Source organism: Ensifer sp. R1-3 (assembly GCF_056739175.1).
Map to the genome: position 1 here is coordinate 60,878 of NZ_CP096518.1, position 14,355 is coordinate 75,232.

12 protein-coding genes and 1 pseudogene are annotated in these 14,355 nt (G+C 57.8%); 4 read left to right on the forward strand and 9 right to left on the reverse strand.

The window, feature by feature from the left end; translation table 11 throughout:
• Nucleotides 1-26 precede the first annotated feature (26 nt).
• From M1D43_RS30960 to M1D43_RS30970, 3 genes are all read right to left on the reverse strand, one after another.
• Nucleotides 27-1,259 (reverse strand): MFS transporter, encoded by a 1,233-nt coding sequence (locus tag M1D43_RS30960; RefSeq protein ID WP_498815015.1) that lies wholly within the window; start codon nt 1,257-1,259, stop codon nt 27-29.
• The gene (locus M1D43_RS30965) at nt 1,231-1,413 is read right to left on the reverse strand and encodes a hypothetical protein (RefSeq protein WP_498815016.1); all 183 of its coding nucleotides are present in this window, start codon (nt 1,411-1,413) and stop codon (nt 1,231-1,233) included. Before M1D43_RS30965 ends, M1D43_RS30960 begins: the two co-directional genes overlap by 29 nt.
• Nucleotides 1,414-1,664: 251 nt before the next feature.
• Nucleotides 1,665-2,021 carry a Dabb family protein gene (locus tag M1D43_RS30970; RefSeq protein ID WP_498815018.1) on the reverse strand — a complete coding sequence of 119 codons (357 nt, stop codon included), beginning with the start codon at nt 2,019-2,021 and terminating at the stop codon, nt 1,665-1,667.
• A gap of 92 nt (nt 2,022-2,113) precedes the next feature.
• Between M1D43_RS30970 and M1D43_RS30975 the strand changes: the two genes are divergently transcribed.
• From M1D43_RS30975 to M1D43_RS30990, 4 genes are all read left to right on the forward strand, one after another.
• Nucleotides 2,114-3,046: a LysR family transcriptional regulator gene (locus tag M1D43_RS30975; RefSeq protein WP_498815019.1), complete on the forward strand. Its 933-nt coding sequence runs from the start codon at nt 2,114-2,116 to the stop codon at nt 3,044-3,046.
• A gap of 541 nt (nt 3,047-3,587) precedes the next feature.
• Complete coding sequence (locus M1D43_RS30980) at nt 3,588-4,541, forward strand: sugar ABC transporter substrate-binding protein (RefSeq protein WP_498815020.1); 954 nt, start codon at nt 3,588-3,590, stop codon at nt 4,539-4,541.
• 73 nt (nt 4,542-4,614) lie between these two features.
• Nucleotides 4,615-5,727, forward strand: coding sequence for an ABC transporter permease (locus M1D43_RS30985; protein ID WP_498815021.1), 1,113 nt, complete (start codon nt 4,615-4,617; stop codon nt 5,725-5,727).
• Nucleotides 5,727-6,506 (forward strand): ATP-binding cassette domain-containing protein, encoded by a 780-nt coding sequence (locus tag M1D43_RS30990; protein ID WP_498815022.1) that lies wholly within the window; start codon nt 5,727-5,729, stop codon nt 6,504-6,506. The genes M1D43_RS30985 and M1D43_RS30990 overlap by 1 nt, the downstream gene beginning before the upstream one ends.
• A 1,104-nt stretch (nt 6,507-7,610) precedes the next feature.
• On the opposite strand, the pseudogene M1D43_RS30995 reads toward M1D43_RS30990, so the two are convergent.
• The 6 genes and pseudogenes from M1D43_RS30995 to M1D43_RS31020 all read right to left on the reverse strand — a co-directional run.
• Nucleotides 7,611-7,723, reverse strand: a pseudogene (locus tag M1D43_RS30995) (alkene reductase); the annotation flags it as partial.
• Between the two features lie 177 nt (nt 7,724-7,900).
• Nucleotides 7,901-8,755, reverse strand: a complete 855-nt coding sequence (locus tag M1D43_RS31000) for a sugar phosphate isomerase/epimerase family protein (protein ID WP_498815023.1) — start codon at nt 8,753-8,755, stop codon at nt 7,901-7,903.
• 224 nt (nt 8,756-8,979) lie between these two features.
• On the reverse strand, nt 8,980-10,854 hold the full coding sequence (locus M1D43_RS31005; protein ID WP_498815048.1) for an amidohydrolase: 1,875 nt from the start codon (nt 10,852-10,854) through the stop codon (nt 8,980-8,982).
• A 912-nt stretch (nt 10,855-11,766) separates the two neighbouring features.
• The gene (locus M1D43_RS31010; protein ID WP_498815024.1) at nt 11,767-12,879 is read right to left on the reverse strand and encodes an NADH:flavin oxidoreductase/NADH oxidase; all 1,113 of its coding nucleotides are present in this window, start codon (nt 12,877-12,879) and stop codon (nt 11,767-11,769) included.
• A gap of 37 nt (nt 12,880-12,916) precedes the next feature.
• Complete coding sequence (locus tag M1D43_RS31015) at nt 12,917-13,381, reverse strand: nuclear transport factor 2 family protein (RefSeq protein WP_498815026.1); 465 nt, start codon at nt 13,379-13,381, stop codon at nt 12,917-12,919.
• Between the two features lie 137 nt (nt 13,382-13,518).
• Nucleotides 13,519-14,244: an alpha/beta hydrolase gene (locus tag M1D43_RS31020; RefSeq protein WP_498815028.1), complete on the reverse strand. Its 726-nt coding sequence runs from the start codon at nt 14,242-14,244 to the stop codon at nt 13,519-13,521.
• Nucleotides 14,245-14,355: the final 111 nt, after the last annotated feature.

Here is a 14,355-nt window from a genome sequence, read left to right on the forward strand (position 1 = left end):
GAGCTGCTTTCATTTCAAGGTTCCTCCTAAATAGAAGTCGGCCGTCTGGCCGTGGCAATCATGTGAAGCGCCAGCGCCGCAGCCGGACCAGCAGCGCCGGCGACCGTAACGCCAAGCCAGCCTTGGGTCTCGAATGCCCAGACACCTATGCTCGCACCAAGTGCGCCACCGACAAAGAACACTGCCATGAACAGCCCGTTGAGACGCGCGCGCTGATCGGGATGAGCAGAGAAAAGTTCACGCTGGCTCATCACCAGGGAGACCGGAACAGCGCCGTCGAGAACAATTGCACCTATCGTCAGGACTATTATGCCGATCGCGCCGCCGGACGCGCCGAATGCCACGATGACCCAGGCCAGAACCCCGGCTGCGAGGGCGACTGTCGTACCGGGAATGATCAATCCTCGATCGGCAATCTTGCCGGCAACGGGAGACATGGCGGCGCCGCTCGCTCCTGCGAGTGCGATCAGACTGACCTGCAGATGGCTAATCCCATAAGTCGGCCCGAACAGCAGCAAGGGCAGCGCGGTCCAAAAGAGCGTGTAGGAATAGAACATCAGGAACTGGTAGGCGGCACGACGCTGCAATAGCCGATTGGTGATAGCCGCAGAGAACAGCGATCGGAGGATGCCAGCATAGTTTGTTCTACTATCCGGGTTCCGAAGCGGCATGTGCCGCGAGAGCGAAACGCCCGCGAGTACGCAGACGACCGCCGCCAGCCCGAAGACCGATCGCCATCCGAAAGCACCGGCTATCAGTGCGGAGACGGGCCGGGACAACATTATGCCAGTCAGGATTCCCGCCATAACCCGCCCGACAACCACGCCTTGCCGCCGCGGGTCCGCAAGAGCGGCAGCGTAGGGCAGGAGAATTTGCACTGATACCGAACCAATGCCGAGCCCGATGGATGCCAGCAGGAAAACGATGTGCGATTTCGTGACGGTCATTGTCACCGCCGCGGTGAAGCCGACCGCCAGCACCGAAAGCGCCAGCCGACGGTTCTCGAGGATGTCTCCGAGAGGGACGAGCAGCAACAAGCCGCAGCAGTATCCCAGCTGCGTAAGGGTGACGATCAGGCCTGCCCGTTCGGGAGGCAGGCCGAGCGCCACACCGATTTCTCCGACCACAGGCTGCGCGAAGTAAAGGTTGGCGACGATGGCGCCGCAGACTACCGCAACGATGAATTCAAGCCCCCCCGCAAGTCGGGGGGCCGAAGCTGAGGCGGTCATCTCAGACAATGGAGCGGACAGAACCGCCATCGACACCCCAGACGGAGGACGTCCCATAAAGCGCCAGATCGGAAGCCGGAAACACGATAACGTTGGCGACTTCATCCGGAGCGCCAAGCCCCGGCAATGACAAATGGCTCATCCCGTGCTCGATGGCGGCGTTATTGTTCAATAGGCTCAGCATCTTTTACTCCCGGTTGTCGACGCGCAGGCGGAATAAATGGATGGAAATTCCTGAGTACGGGGTTTGATAGACGCCGTCAGCCTTGCTGGAAGCTGCGCACTGCAACCCTCGAGGCAACGAAGACAACCACTGATCCGATCATTGCGGCCCTGTCGCGAGCCAGAAGCGCTCCGAAAATTATGGTCTTTAAGCTTCCCGTCTCAAGGTATTTGGCGGCACAGTCTTGCAGGCACATGAACGACAATGTGCTGTCACTTCCCGGCGTCCGATGTGTAATCAACCTGATAGCGCTGAATCCGAACCCCCTGGAGTTCATCACGGATTTTCAGATGGGCCGGGTGTTCTGCATAGCCAGCGAGCGCCTCGGCGTTCTCAAATTCCGTGTACAGCACAACGTCGCAAGCATAGTCAACGCGGCTGACATCGACGCCCACTTCGACGTGCAGGAGGCCCGGCACAACGCCTCGCAGCGCTTCGAACTTTGTTTTCACTGCGTCAATGGAAGCGGTTTTTTTTCCATCGGCATCGGCGAGAAGGTTCCACATTACGATGTGCTTCACCCGAGCATCACTTCGCATATCCATAGTTCGGTCCATCTCTTCCTGCATTCGAAATGCCTTTAGCCCGACGCATGTTCGCATTTGCTCTTGGCGCGATGAACTGTAGATTTGCCAAAAGTCTTTTTCACCGGAGGCAAAAAGTGAGCGCCAGGAGCAAAGTCGACCGTTGGGCTGAGATCGAGGTTTTTGTGACCGTAGCAACAGAACTCAGCATGACCCGGGCTGCAGAGGTTCTCGGGGTTTCGGTCTCGAGCGTGAGCAGAAGCCTTATGGCTCTCGAACAAAGGCTCGGTATCCGTTTGGTGCAGCGCTCGACGCGGAAACTGAGCCTGACGAGCGAAGGTGAACAGTTTTTCGCCAATGCCAAGGAATTGATGGCCAGTTGGGATGAAGCCGAAGCAGGCGTAGCATCGCGAGCGCACGCTCCTACCGGCCGGCTGCGCATCGGGGCGTCCCTGTCTTTTTCATTACTTCAACTGATGCCCGTGGTGGAATTGTTCCGGAAGCGATACCCAAGTGTCTTGGTTGAGATCGTCGCATCAAACCGGTACTATGACATCATCGAAAACGGCCTGGATCTGGCCATCCGATTGAGACGGGTGGAGGCCGACAGTTCCATCACCATCCGCAGGCTGGCCAGGTGTCGCCGATTGTTGGCAGCCTCTCCTGAATATCTCCAGGAGAGAGGGATCCCACAGCATCCCCACGACCTCAAGGAACACGACCTTATACTATACACACTCGCGGATAACTGGAACGAACTGCACTTCAGGAAAAATGAAGAGTCTGTAAAAGTAGAAATCGACGGTATCATCAACGCAAACGACGGACAACTCATCCGCGACGCAGCCCTGAAGGGTCTTGGGATACTGGCGCAGCCAACTTATATAATTCAGAAAGATCTTGAGGCTGGGCGTCTCGTTCGGGTTTTGGATGACTGGCAGCTACCAGTGCTGACGATGAATGCGGCCTTTCCAACGAAGGCTTTTCTTCCTGCCCGCACGAGGCTGTTTCTTGATTTTCTGGTCGAGCATTTTCGTACCCATGACTTCGAGAGCGTCTGGATGAGTTGACGGCGTGTGCTTTTTACGCGGAGCGCAACACAGCTTTCACGGTCGCTGCCTTTTGTCAGTTGTATCAAGAATGCATCCGCGAAAAAATCCTCCTGGCTTCGCTAATATTACCTCGGCAAGCAAGAGATACCGGCATCGATTAGATGCTCTCCGAAATCACAAAACAGCGCGATCGAAGTGGTTAAGTTGCTACCGACTTCTATGTCCTGTCAGCGCGACAACGTGATCTCCGCGTTCTGAACCCGCCACGGCATGGCGCGGCGGCCTACTTTTCCTTTGGCAATATCAGGTTTGGCTCTTCTGACTTGGAGTCGGGACTGTTGGCGTTCGCACGAAAGTCCCGCCGGTGTCACGAACACCGGTTCAATCTCCGTCTGATTTTTGCAGCCCCTGCAATACTGTTTTGTTCTGCCCCCGGTTCATCGCGACGGGATAGAAATGCATAACATTGGCCAGGGGGGTGGAGGGAAGAAGACGGTGATGCAGCCGCACCCGGCCAGCCGCCAAGCAGACCGCTCTCGGTCACCATGAGGAGGAACCTATGAAAAATCGTGTATTGAAGGCGGCATTGCTTGCCGGTTTGGCTGTCTCGGCCACTCTAAGCTTCGTCGGAACTGCCCTGGCGGATGGGGAGAAATACGTTCTCATCCATCACTCGCCCGACAGCGAGACGTTCTGGAACACCGTGAAGAACGGTGCCAGCCTGGCAGCCAAAGAAGTCGGCGCGACCGTGACCTTCCGCAACCCGCCGACCGGCGACCTGGCCGACATGGTGCGGATCATCCAGCAGACCGCCGCCGAGAAACCTGACGGGATCATCGTCACTATTCCTGATGTCGAGACGGTCGGTGGCGCCATCGAAGACGCAGTTGCCAAGGGAATCCCTGTCGTCACGATGAACACCGGTACGGCAGAAGAATCCAAGAAGCTCGGCGCCCTGCTTCATGTCGGACAGCCTGAATTCGACGCCGGCAAGGGAGCCGGTGAGCGCGCGAAGGCTGCGGGCATCACGTCGTTCCTCTGCGTCAACAGCCTATTCCCCAACGTCGCAGGTCAGCAGCGTTGCGAGGGCTTTGCGGCTGGCCTGGGTGTGCCGCTCGGCGATCAGATGATCGACTCGGGCACTGACGCGACCGAAATCGCCAACCGCGTAAAGGCGTATCTTTCCAACCATGCGGATACGGGCGCCGTTCTGACGCTTGGTCCGATGACCGCCCTGCCTACGATCAAGGCGCTCAAGGATACCGGTTTGGCCGGCACGATCTTCTTCGCTACCTTCGACCTCACGCCGGAGATCTCGCAGGCGATCAAGGATGGCGTCATCAACTTCGCCATCGACCAGCAGCCGTTCCTTCAGGGCTATCTGCCGGTGATCACCCTCACCAACGACCTTCGCTACGGCGTCCTGCAGGCGAACTCGGTGTTGTCCGGACCCGGCTTCGTGACGAAGGACAATCTGGCTCTCGTCGAGTCGCTTGCCGGCAAATACCGGTAAGCGGACGACCTCCCGGACGGAAGCGGCGATCGCCGCTTCCGTTTGGCCCTTACGACAGTTTCAGGTGATCGCAATGAGCACGACAATCAGCGCTGACGAGCGCGTTAAACACACGTCAACTCTCCGACGGGCGCTCGTCCGCCCCGAGCTTGGGGCGATGGGCGGCACCGTTGCGGTATTCGCATTCTTCCTCATCCTTGCCGGCAACACACAGATGTTTGCCCTGGACGGGATCATGAACTGGAGCACCGTTTCGGCTCAGTTCGTCGTCCTCGCTGTTGGTGTCTCGCTACTGATGATTACCGGCGAGTTCGATCTTTCGCTCGGTTCTATGGTAGGCTTCTCCGGCATGATGTTCGGTCTGCTGGCTGTCTACGTTGGCTTGCCTGCGTGGGCAGCCATCGGCGTCACGGTACTGGCTTGCGGTCTGATCGGGGCGATCAATGGCCTGCTGGTCATTCGCACCGGCCTGCCATCGTTCATCGTCACGCTTGCCTTCATGTTCATCTTGCGCGGTATGACGATCTGGAGCGCTATCACCTTCAACAGGCAGCCGGTGGTGTCAGGAATTGCCGATATCTCGGTTGGCGATCCCATCGCCTGGCTCTTTGGCGGCAAGGCGCTCGGAGGGCTGTTCTCATGGCTCGGCCAGCAGGGGTGGATTGCGACCTATACCCGCGGCACCCGAATGGGACAGCCGATCGTTGACGGCATCCCCATGTTGATCATTTGGGCTATCGTCATGGTGATCGTGGGCCAGTGGGTGCTCACCAGGACTAAGTTCGGTAACTGGATCTATGCAGCCGGCGGCGACCCTCAGGCTGCTCGGTATATCGGCGTACCTGTCGCCCGCGTGAAGGTGGCAATGTTCATAGCTGCTGCCCTGTGCGCCACTCTCCTAGGGATCTCCCAGGCGGTCGAGTTCGGCTCGGCCGCGTCCGACCGGGGCCTGATGAAAGAATTCGAGGCAATCATTTGCGTGGTCATTGGGGGTGCGTTGTTAACAGGCGGATATGGCTCCGTTGTTGGCGCTGCGCTAGGGGCCGTCATCTTCGGCGTCGTCCAGCAGGGTCTGTTCTTCACCAATGTTGAGAGTTCCCTGTTCCGGGTATTCCTCGGATCGATCCTCCTCGCCGCCGTTATCGCTAACACTTACATCCGCCGCGCGATCACCGGAGAGCGATGATGTCCGTTCCAATTCTTGAAATGACCGATATCCAGAAGCACTTCGGTCACATTATCGCACTGTCGGGCGTGTCCTTCGATGTCAAGGCAGGCGAGTGTCATTGCCTGCTCGGCGACAATGGCGCTGGCAAATCGACGTTCATCAAGACGATGTCAGGCGTACATGCTCCCACGCACGGAGAGATGAAAGTTGAAGGCGAGCCGGTCCACTTCACCAGCCCCCGGGCGGCGCTGGCTGCGGGAATCGCAACGGTTTACCAGGACCTGGCAATGATCCCGCTGATGAGCGTGAGCCGCAATTTCTGGCTCGGCCGCGAACCCGAAACCGGCTTTGGCCCGTTCAAACGGATCGACTTCAAGAAGGCCGATGCAATCACGTTCGAACAGATGCGAGAAATGGGCATCAACCTGCGTGAGCCCGGACAGGCCGTCGGGACGCTATCGGGCGGTGAACGTCAGACGGTAGCAATCGCTCGAGCCGTATATTTCGGTGCCAAGGTTCTCATCCTCGACGAGCCGACATCTGCCCTGGGCGTGCGTCAGACGGCCAATGTCCTGTCGACCATCGACCGGGTACGGAAGAAAGGGGTCGGGGTGGTATTCATCACCCACAATGTCCGACATGCTCTTGCTGTCGGCGATCGATTTACCGTCCTCAATCGCGGCAAGACCCTCGGCACTGCCGATCGTGGCCATATCTCCTCCGAGGAGCTTCAGAGCCTGATGGCGGGCGGGCAAGAGCTCGCAGAGCTCGAAGCCTCTCTCGGAAAGACGGTGTAGCGTTCCGACCGAATAACCGGCCGGAGGAATAAAGCATGCGGTCGAGAGGGCGCTAGCAGATGGATGAAATCGCTCGTCGCTTTCTTCAAAAAGGGTGTAGTTCAATAAGGTTTTACCGCCGCGAATATTTGAGGGTTTTTGGAGGGGATGACCTTCAGCGGCGTCACTTCCGTCGTTTCAGGGAGAAGGAATGAGCAACGCTTATTCGAGTTCGTCTTGAAAACTCTCTAGGTCGCGTCCTCCCAGGCGCTCGGCGAGGCAGCACCCTCCGGCGGCAGGTGCAGTCTCGCCATTTTTTTGGCTGGAGTGCGTCGCTTCAGACTGGAAGGGTAGCCAAGCGCTTCTACTTTTGATCGCGCACTATTGAGATTAGCCATGCATTTCGGCTGGCAACCCGTTACGCAACGCGCGAAGCCGCACGGAAAACTCGCAAGTGGTGGGCGCGCGCGGCTAACCTCCTCGACAGCCCCACCTTTCATCAAGTCTCCGACCTTCACCCCCGCGGCGTAGTTTTGGCAGGACTTGGCCGTGAGCGCATATAGGGATTAAACAGACAGCCAAAGCGTTTTTACCACCAGTTGGCCCGCTTGGGTCGGGCAGATCGCGTGTTTTCAGGGCGAAGTCGTCCCACGTCGGTTAGTCGTTCTGCAGTCAGGACACGCTTGGCGCTAACCTAGCGCCTTAGCTTGTGCAACGCCTCACGCAGCCTTGCGGCGGTCGCGACGTGGACCTCCGCCCCGTGTTCCACATCATCGATTTCGGTAGTTGTCAGCCCCGTCAAGACAGACATCGCTTCGATACTATAGCCCAGCTCTGCACGAACGGATGTCAGCCAACTGCCGAGATCGCGGTCTGAGGTCGAGGGCTCCCTATTGGATATACTTAGCAAGTCAGGCCTCCAATTCTTCCTATGGTAACACGTCGGCATTCTATTCGCAGCGCTCGCCGCCCCTTTCATTTAACACACCGAAGCGGCGCGATATTCTCGCCATGAGGGAATATGTTTCGCTTCTAGAGGTATCTCGGGGAAACCGAACGCCAACCGTTGACTTGTGCGGCCGAGCAGATCCCAGTAACGGCCATCTAGCCAGTCGCCTCTTGTCAGACTGGAGTCATCTCACTGACGATCAACCCGGCGCCGCGCGTTCACGATAATACTCAGCAGTCAGGGTGTCCGGTATCAGGTTGGGTCGTCGCGCACGCGTCATGGGCGCCATGACGATACGATTTTTTCACGGTGAGTCCTGAATGATCGAAAGCTTCGAAAAGAAGACGTCGTTGTATGGAAGCCGGAATAGCCCGGCCATGCATTCTCCCGATGCACATGATTGATTGAGCATTGCAAGTTTCCCAGGCGAGGGAATCTACCCTCGCCTGCAGACACCCGAGTTCGGTCAGATTGCGTCAATGACCTTTTCGAAGCCTGGCATGACGCGTGCGATGATCTCTTCGGGAGGTAGGCTATCCAGCGCGCTGGAGAAGATTTCCGGGCCGACACTTGGGATCAGATTGTTCTTGGCAAGGAGCGCCAGGATTTCGCTGTTCGGGATCTCTCCTTCCCCGATCGGCACGCGATGAAAGAGGCAATCGCGAGCCATCGAGCGGCCGGGCGGGCATACGAGCGAACCATCGGCGATCTGTACCGTGTCGATCGCGCTGGCCGGAATCTGAGACAGCAGTTCATCGTTACGACCACCGCGGACATAATGCCAGGTGTCGAAGATGATGCCGGTGTTCGAGCGGCCGGCTCCCCTAACAACCTGCCACGCTTCCTCAAACGTTGCGAAGCCCCAGAGCGGCATAGCCTCCAGCGTAACGCGCAGTCCTTCCTTCCCCGCCCGGTCAGCCATCGCGCCGAAGTGTTGCGTGAGTTCGTCGATGCTGTAGCGGCCTTTTGGAAACGTGCCGATCAGATGGATCTTGTCGACCTGGAGCTCTTCCGCGACCCGCAGAAACGATTCAGGCGACCGTTCCAGGTAGGGAAGAATGTCTGGATCCTCATTCACCGGCGTCCAATCAGGAACCCAACTCGTCAGCGGATCGAGATAGCTCAGTTTCACGCCATTATCCGCGGCGATCTGCCGTTGGTCCTTGGCGGTCAGACCCGAGGCAACGGTCTGATCGAAGTCCACAGGTGATGTGCTAAGCCAGCCAAAGCCAGCTTTGCTTGTCAATTCCACGCGCTGCCTGAACGGGATGCTCCGAACCTGGGACAACCACATGACGCGCTGTTCACGGGAAAATTTCATCTTTCGCTCCTTTTTAGTTGTCGCCCGGCATTTCGAAAAAGACCCAGACACCGGCGGCGTCGCGCTGGGGCCGAAACCGGCCCGACATCTCGCAGACATACCAAGCCCCAAAATCCAGCGTACTGTTTACTTCAGGCATGTAAATACCGTGCCAGAAGACAGTAAGGAGAGATAAACTCGACAATAGGCAGGCACTCCTTGTGCTCCAGATTGTCTGCCGCGGATCAAATTGCCCAGCACGAACACCCGAAAGCGCCCCAAAAAGTTGCTTCGTCGGCTGCTGGAGCCTGAGCCCCGTATGGTCCTGCGTGGTTATGAGCATGAATCCCGCAAGGGCTCGCACATCCGCAAGCAGCGGCCAGTGAAGCGTATTTCGTCCCGAGCGAGGATGCCTGCGCCCTCTCTTGATAGCCGCCAAACTTTCGGACCGGCGACCAATCCGGCATCGCCGGAGGGATCGGGGGCGCCAGCCCACCGAATTCGCCTGCACCGTGAACAACTTTGCCGCCCAAGAGGGTAAGGACGGCCGTAATGTCCTGGATCTTGTCATCCGCTACCGAAAAATAGTCGTCAGAAAGAACGGCCAGATCGGCAAGTTGCCCGACCTTGATTTCGCCTTTCTTTCCCTCCTCCGTGGAGAACCAGGTATTGTCGACGGTCCACAGCCGGAGGGCGGTTTCGCGGTCCAGCCTGTTGCTGGCCGGATAAAGCGACAAGCCGCCAACGGTCTTGCCAGTCACGAGCCAGCCAAGTGAAACCCAAGGGTTGTAGGAAGCCACCCTGGTTGCGTCCGTTCCGGCGCCCACCTTTACGCCCTTGTCAAGCATCCGACGGATCGGGGGCGAGGTTTCGGCCGCCTTCGCGCCGTAACGCGCTACGAAATCTTCCCCCTGGTACGCCATGCGATGCTGAACGGCGATCCCCCCGCCGAGTTCGGCGATACGATCAATATTTCGATCCGAAACCGTTTCCGCATGATCGAAAAGCCAATGGAGGCCCTCGAACGGAATGTCACGGTTAACCTTTTCGAATACGTCCAGGGCCCGTGAGATCGTCTCGTTGTATGTTGCGTGCAAGCGCCATGGCCAGCGGTTCTCGGCGAGGAGACGCACGACCGGCTCAAGGTCGGCTTCCATGCTCGGCGGCATGTCAGGTCGTTCAAACTGAAAATCCTCGAAGTCCGCAGCTGAGTAAACCAACATCTCGCCGGCGCCGTTATGACGGTAGAGGTCGTCCCCTTGGCCCGGCTTGACCTGCTTCGACCACGCCGTAAAATCTGCCAGCTCCTCCTTCGGCTTCTGCGTGAACAGGTTATAGGCTAAGCGAACGGTCACTAGTCCTTCCTTATGGAGCTCTTCGACAATCTGATAGTCGTCGGGATAGTTTTGGAAACCACCTCCCGCATCGATCACGCCGGTGATCCCAAGGCGGTTGACTTCGCGCATAAAATGCCGGGTCGAGTTTTTCTGGTAGTCTGGTGGAAGCTTGGGTCCCTTTGCGAGCGTTGCATAAAGAATCGTGGCATTTGGACGAGCAAGCAGCAGACCCGTCGGGTTGCCCTTCGCGTCGCGGACGATTTCTCCCCCAGGGGGGTTGGGTGTGTCCCTCGTGTAACCCACCACGCGTAGAGCCGCGGCGTTCAAGATAGCGCGGTCGTAAAGATGAAGAATGAACACCGGCGTATCGGGGGCGATGGCGTTGAGCTCCTCGATCGTTGGAAGGCGATTTTCTTCGAACTGATGTGTCGTGAATCCGCCGACGACCCGCACCCATTGTGGAGCTGGAGTACGATCGACCTGTTCTTTGAGCATTGCCAACGCATGCGATAGCGATCTCACGCCGTCCCAGCGGAGCTCCATGTTGTAATTCAGCCCGCCGCGAATGATGTGCATATGGCTGTCGATCAAACCGGGTATGGCCCGCCTGCCCGCAAGGTCAATCACGGTGGTATTCGGTCCAGCCAGACCCCGCGCTTCCTGTTCGGATCCGACCGCCACAAACTTTCCGGCCTGGATAGCGACTGCTTCAGGGTTTGGGTTGGAGCGATCGAGGGTCGTAAAACGTCCGTTGACGAGAATGGTGTCAGCGTGGACAGGCACTCCCTCGCCGCTTTGGGAACTCGCGCGCCCGCCGAAAAGGGCCGAGGCTGCGCTCGCCGCCGCTACTGCTCCCAACTGTCTACGTGTGATCTTCAAAGCACTTCTCCTTGATATCTGGCGGGCTCTGAACACTCAATGACAACGGTCTGGGACGAAATCCACCAGCGAGGCTCGGGATTTCGGAAGCGATCCAGCGATCAAACAGCGTCACGTTTAATTGATATTAGCATTTACATTCAACCGCTTAAGCTTCGCCCTCCGTGATCTGCTCGAGATCGCGCCAGTTTTCGGGTTTTTACGTCGAAGGACCATCTGCATCTCTGCGAGAACGAGCATGCAACGGGATCGTCCTTTTCACAGTCTGAAAGGACCGCCCGACAGATATATTTCCGCAGAAGCCCCTCTCAATGCCGCGTTCAGGATCAAGAGAGTAGCGACACGCTCTACAATCCCGCCACGCCTGCTCTCATAGGCCTGCCAGCTGCGGATAACATGCGTTTATTCAATCCGACACTTGACCCATTGATGGCGGTGCACTCTCGATTCCCGCCGGCGCTTGGCGCCTACAGGAAAGCGCAGCCCTTAGGCATGCCCCGCTGCGGACAACGAGAAGCTACACGACAATGAAGACACCCACTTTGATGAATCTGAATGGTGGATATGGGGACACGCCCGGAATTCCTGGCGATGCAAGGACTTTTACGGCTCGCGTGACGGCAACTTTGTGACCTTCGGTGCGGCCTCGCCCAAGGCACGGCCGGGCTCTTCGGAAACTGCTCGCCTTGTCAGTCTTTTCCATCGTCGTCATTGCAGCCCATCGCGCTTCGATCAGGCTTCAGAAGTCGAGAAGGCCAGACCTCCGGGTGATGCTGTTACGTCCGCTTTTACGGGTCGGTGCTGCCACACTTCCGTTTAGTTCCCGAAGGCGGCCGGCTCGTATCGTTCCAGCCAGTGGGCGTAGTGGGTGGGCAACAATGATGCGGGGCCGGCCACCCCAAGCTTTTTGGCTGCCCAATAGCTCCAATGCGGGTTCGCTAGATGCGACCGCCCGATAAGCGCCAGGTCAATCTGCCCCCGAGCTATTGCTTCTTCCGCAATTTGAGGCTGTTCGAAGCCCCAGGCTGAAGAAACTGGAATCTGCACCTCTTGACGCACGCGCTCCGCGATAGGAGCCAGGAAGGCCGGAGTCCCCCACGGAATATCGGCGTTCGGTGTCGAAAAGCCAAGGCTCACGCTCAATAGGTCCAGGCCCTCTGCCTTCATGACGTGCCCCAGGCCTATCGCTTCCGTCAGGGTCTGTTCATCGCGACCGTCGTACTCCACAACCCCCAATCGCGCTGTCAATGGCAAGCTCTCTGGCCAAACCCTGCGCACTGCGCGTAACGTGTCGAGCAGAAAACGACTACGGTTCTCCAGGCTGCCGCCCCACGCGTCATCGCGTTGATTTGCGTAGGGGGAGAGGAAGCTCTGTCCCAAATAGCCATGGCCGAAATGCAGCTCAAGCCATTCGAAGCCAGCTTGCCTCGCGCGCGATGCAGCATGGGTAAAAGCGAGTTGCACACGCGAGATATCGTTGCTGTCCATCGGCCTTGGAACGCGGCCAAGATGCGCACCGAACGGAATCGCAGATGGGGAGATCGGCATCCATCCCGACGGATCACCGTCAGGGATATGATTATCCCCATTCCACGGCTTTCGCGCGCTCGCCTTTCGGCCAGCATGAGCCAGCTGGATCCCCGGTACTGCACCCTCGCCACGAACGGCATGTGCGACGGACGCTAGGGCCTCGGCCTGAATATCATTCCACAAACCCAAACAACCATCTGTGATCCGTCCCTCAGGCGACACGGCTGTCGCCTCTAATGTGACAAGGCCCGCTCCGCCACGAGCCAGCGACGCATAGTGAACGCGATGCCGATCAGTAACTAAACCGTCTTCGGCCATATACATGCACATGGGCGGGACACCTATACGATTGCGAAGGTTGACGCCCTTAAGACGGAAAGGCTGGAACAGATGAGACATGGGACTTCTCTTGAACAATATAGTGGTCGACGAAGCTTCAGCGGAACTTCATTTCGTTCGGATCAAATGTGGTAACTTGCACCGCCAATAGCCCATCCCTCGTCACATAGGCGTCTGCGCCGCGATAGGGTGCGGCTAGGTAATCAGCTTCGATGCGCCAGCTGACGTTCACCGTATTTCCGACCTCGACCGTTGCTTCCGGAATGAGCTTCGCTCCTTTGAATCCCCCCTCGGATCGACTCTCGCAGAAGCGGGCGAACAATTCACCAATACGTTGCCGCCCCTGAACGGTCGCTCCGTTGGGCATCATGAAGATCACGTCATCGGGAAATTGCGCCATAATGCGATCCCAATCGCATTGATTTAACGCATCGATATGCTCGTTGACGATGGCTTGCACCGTTGCCTGGATACGCGTCGGCGGAAGGGGCATTTCCTGTGCAGAACCGGGACTTCCGAAACTTAGCCCTGCGAGAACTGCGAACGCTTTTAGCTTGGTCATTTCTACCTCTGCGGCTTTCGGAGGACGAAGGTTGCGGGTGCAGGAACTTTGCTGTTGTTGACATGAGTGTGTTGGCACTCGAGGGCATTTGCCGGCCGTTGCTGCACGTAGGGGCGACGTTGGCTCGATAGGCCACGCTAGTCGCGCCCGGCTTCGATGATCTTCGAAGCAGCCAGCTTCGGATTTGTGAACATAACCTCATGCCCACCAGGTGCTTGAACCAGTCTGAACAGACCGAGTTTGCTCGATAGGCGGGGATGCCAAGGTAGAGTATGGGGCATCGCCGTATCGTCCGTGAAGTTGAGATAGGATTTCGCGACTGGCATTTCTGCGGGGTTTAGTGACAGCTCTATTGGCTCTTCGAACGTTCGGTACGGCTGCGGATTGAGAGTCGCCGCGATGACTTCTGCTTGCGCCGCAGTTCCGTCGTTAAAGAACACTTCCCGCCAGACGGATGCACTTACCATCACAGTTCGGTCAGGGCTCTCAATTGCCATCCGACCAAAGTCAGTCTTGTAGTGAGCGGGCACGAGATCCAACAGACTCTCGCCATTGTTAGGGACAAAGGCATTCCAAAACACAAGCCGCCGGATCCTCGCCCCCAACTTTGCTGCCGCGCCGGCGATGACCATCCCTCCGTAGGAATGCCCAACAAGAATCATATCTTCGATTTCAGTAGCGATGACGTAATCAACAAGAGAGTCGATCGCCTCAGAGAGACCGACATCCTTGGTTTCGCCAGGCCGATTGCCTGCAAGCGTAGGCGTATGAACCAAATGGCCCTCCGCCCGCATCAAATCTGCGACAATCTCCAGATGTTCGCCGGTGTGCCAAGCACCGTGAACTAGCACATATGTACCCATTTGCTTTCCTCCGTAGCTCATTTGAATTGCCGGAAACAGCCATTCGCGGGCGCCTCCTCCCACGTCTATGTCTTGCCCGGCCCGATCCAACGCGCCGGGGCGGGCTCGCCG

Excerpts from the sequence above, each read along its gene's own strand:
- M1D43_RS30960 (WP_498815015.1), bottom strand. The coding sequence starts at position 1,259 with ATGGCGGTTCTGTCCGCTCCATTGTCTGAGATGACCGCCTCAGCTTCG.
- M1D43_RS30965 (WP_498815016.1), bottom strand. The coding sequence starts at position 1,413 with ATGCTGAGCCTATTGAACAATAACGCCGCCATCGAGCACGGGATGAGC.
- M1D43_RS30970 (WP_498815018.1), bottom strand. The coding sequence starts at position 2,021 with ATGCAGGAAGAGATGGACCGAACTATGGATATGCGAAGTGATGCTCGG.
- M1D43_RS30980 (WP_498815020.1), top strand. The coding sequence starts at position 3,588 with ATGAAAAATCGTGTATTGAAGGCGGCATTGCTTGCCGGTTTGGCTGTC.
- M1D43_RS30985 (WP_498815021.1), top strand. The coding sequence starts at position 4,615 with ATGAGCACGACAATCAGCGCTGACGAGCGCGTTAAACACACGTCAACT.
- M1D43_RS30990 (WP_498815022.1), top strand. The coding sequence starts at position 5,727 with ATGTCCGTTCCAATTCTTGAAATGACCGATATCCAGAAGCACTTCGGT.
- M1D43_RS31000 (WP_498815023.1), bottom strand. The coding sequence starts at position 8,755 with ATGAAATTTTCCCGTGAACAGCGCGTCATGTGGTTGTCCCAGGTTCGG.
- M1D43_RS31010 (WP_498815024.1), bottom strand. The coding sequence starts at position 12,879 with ATGTCTCATCTGTTCCAGCCTTTCCGTCTTAAGGGCGTCAACCTTCGC.
- M1D43_RS31015 (WP_498815026.1), bottom strand. The coding sequence starts at position 13,381 with ATGACCAAGCTAAAAGCGTTCGCAGTTCTCGCAGGGCTAAGTTTCGGA.
- M1D43_RS31020 (WP_498815028.1), bottom strand. The coding sequence starts at position 14,244 with ATGGGTACATATGTGCTAGTTCACGGTGCTTGGCACACCGGCGAACAT.